Origin of the sequence: Mycolicibacterium vaccae NBRC 14118 = CIP 105934, from assembly GCF_001552715.1 — a bacterium.
Taxonomy (GTDB): domain Bacteria; phylum Actinomycetota; class Actinomycetes; order Mycobacteriales; family Mycobacteriaceae; genus Mycobacterium; species Mycobacterium vaccae.
Map to the genome: position 1 here is coordinate 1 of NZ_BCRS01000344.1, position 1,253 is coordinate 1,253.

Below are 1,253 nucleotides of genomic sequence, written 5' to 3' on the forward strand. Positions count from 1 at the left end.
CCCGACCCTGCCGCGGACGGCTACCCTGGTCGGGGCGCGCAGGCGCGTCAGGACCGCGCGCGGCCGCGGGTCGCGGGTACGCGCGGCGAAGTCAGCCAAGACGTCGGCGAAGATGGGCCTGCCCCCCGTGTCCGGGACCGGGCCCCACGCCCGCCCCCACCCATCGTGACACCCGTCACGAACCGCTCCGGACACGAATTTCCGGCATGCCGGACCGGGTGGACGCCCAGTACAGGTGCCAGGCAACTGTTGGGTATCAATCTGTAACACGATGCGGAGAGCACAGCCTTGATGAGCGACTATGGACGGATGCACACACCGGAGTCGGGCGTCGCCGCACCCGTGGCGCCGGACTCCGAGCAGCACCCCCATTTCCACCGCCGGGTGACCAGTTTCCGCGCCCGTCGCTCCACGATCTCGGACAACCAGCAGGCCGTCTGGGACCGGCTGTGGCCGCAGCTCGGCCGTCAGGCCCGCGACGGCGACACCACGCCGGCGGGCCGGCTCGACACGGACGCGTGGTTCGGCCGCTCGGCGCCGGTGGTGCTGGAGATCGGCTGCGGCACCGGCACCTCCACGCTGGCCATGGCCCGGGAGGAACCCGACGTCGACGTGATCGCCGTGGAGGTCTACCGGCGCGGATTGGCGCAGCTGCTCGCCGCGATCGACCGTGCGTCCGACACCGACCCCGTCACCAACATCCGGTTGATCCGCGGCGACGGCGTGGACGTGCTGACCCACATGCTCGGCCCCGGTTCGCTCACCGGCGTGCGGGTGTTCTTCCCGGACCCGTGGCCCAAGGCCCGCCATCACAAGCGCCGGCTGCTGCAGCCCGATGTGGTCGCGCTGATCGCCGACCGGCTGCGCCCCGGCGGGGTCCTGCACGCGGCCACCGACCATCGCGGCTACGCCGAACACATCGCCGAGGTCGGCGACGCCGAACCACTGCTGCGGCGGGTCGACCCGGCCGCCGGCGGGCTCCCCATCTCGACGGCCCGCCCCGTGACCAAATACGAGCGCAAGGCGCTGGCCGGCCCCATCGTCACCGAACTGCTCTGGGAGAGAACGCCGTGAGCCTGACCGACGACATCCCGGCGGCGCCCGGCGTGGAGAACAGCGAGGCTCCGGTCACGCCGGCGGCGTTGGGCGCGGACACCGCACCCGCGGCCCGCGTGCTGCTGGTCTGGGACGCCCCCAACCTGGACATGGGGCTCGGGGCCATCCTCGGCGGCCGTCCGACCGCGGCGCACCGG

At 73.1% G+C, this 1,253-nt stretch carries 1 protein-coding gene and 1 pseudogene; both read left to right on the forward strand.

Annotated features, from left to right (window positions below):
* The first annotated feature begins 291 nt into the window (after positions 1-291).
* Entirely contained in the window at positions 292-1,074 is a 783-nt protein-coding gene (gene trmB / locus MVA01S_RS29890) for a tRNA (guanosine(46)-N7)-methyltransferase TrmB (protein ID WP_040541448.1), read from the forward strand.
* Positions 1,071-1,253: pseudogene (locus MVA01S_RS29895) on the forward strand (NYN domain-containing protein); the annotation flags it as partial. The gene trmB and the pseudogene MVA01S_RS29895, both read left to right, overlap by 4 nt.

Excerpts from the sequence above, each read along its gene's own strand:
- trmB (WP_040541448.1), top strand. The coding sequence starts at position 292 with ATGAGCGACTATGGACGGATGCACACACCGGAGTCGGGCGTCGCCGCA.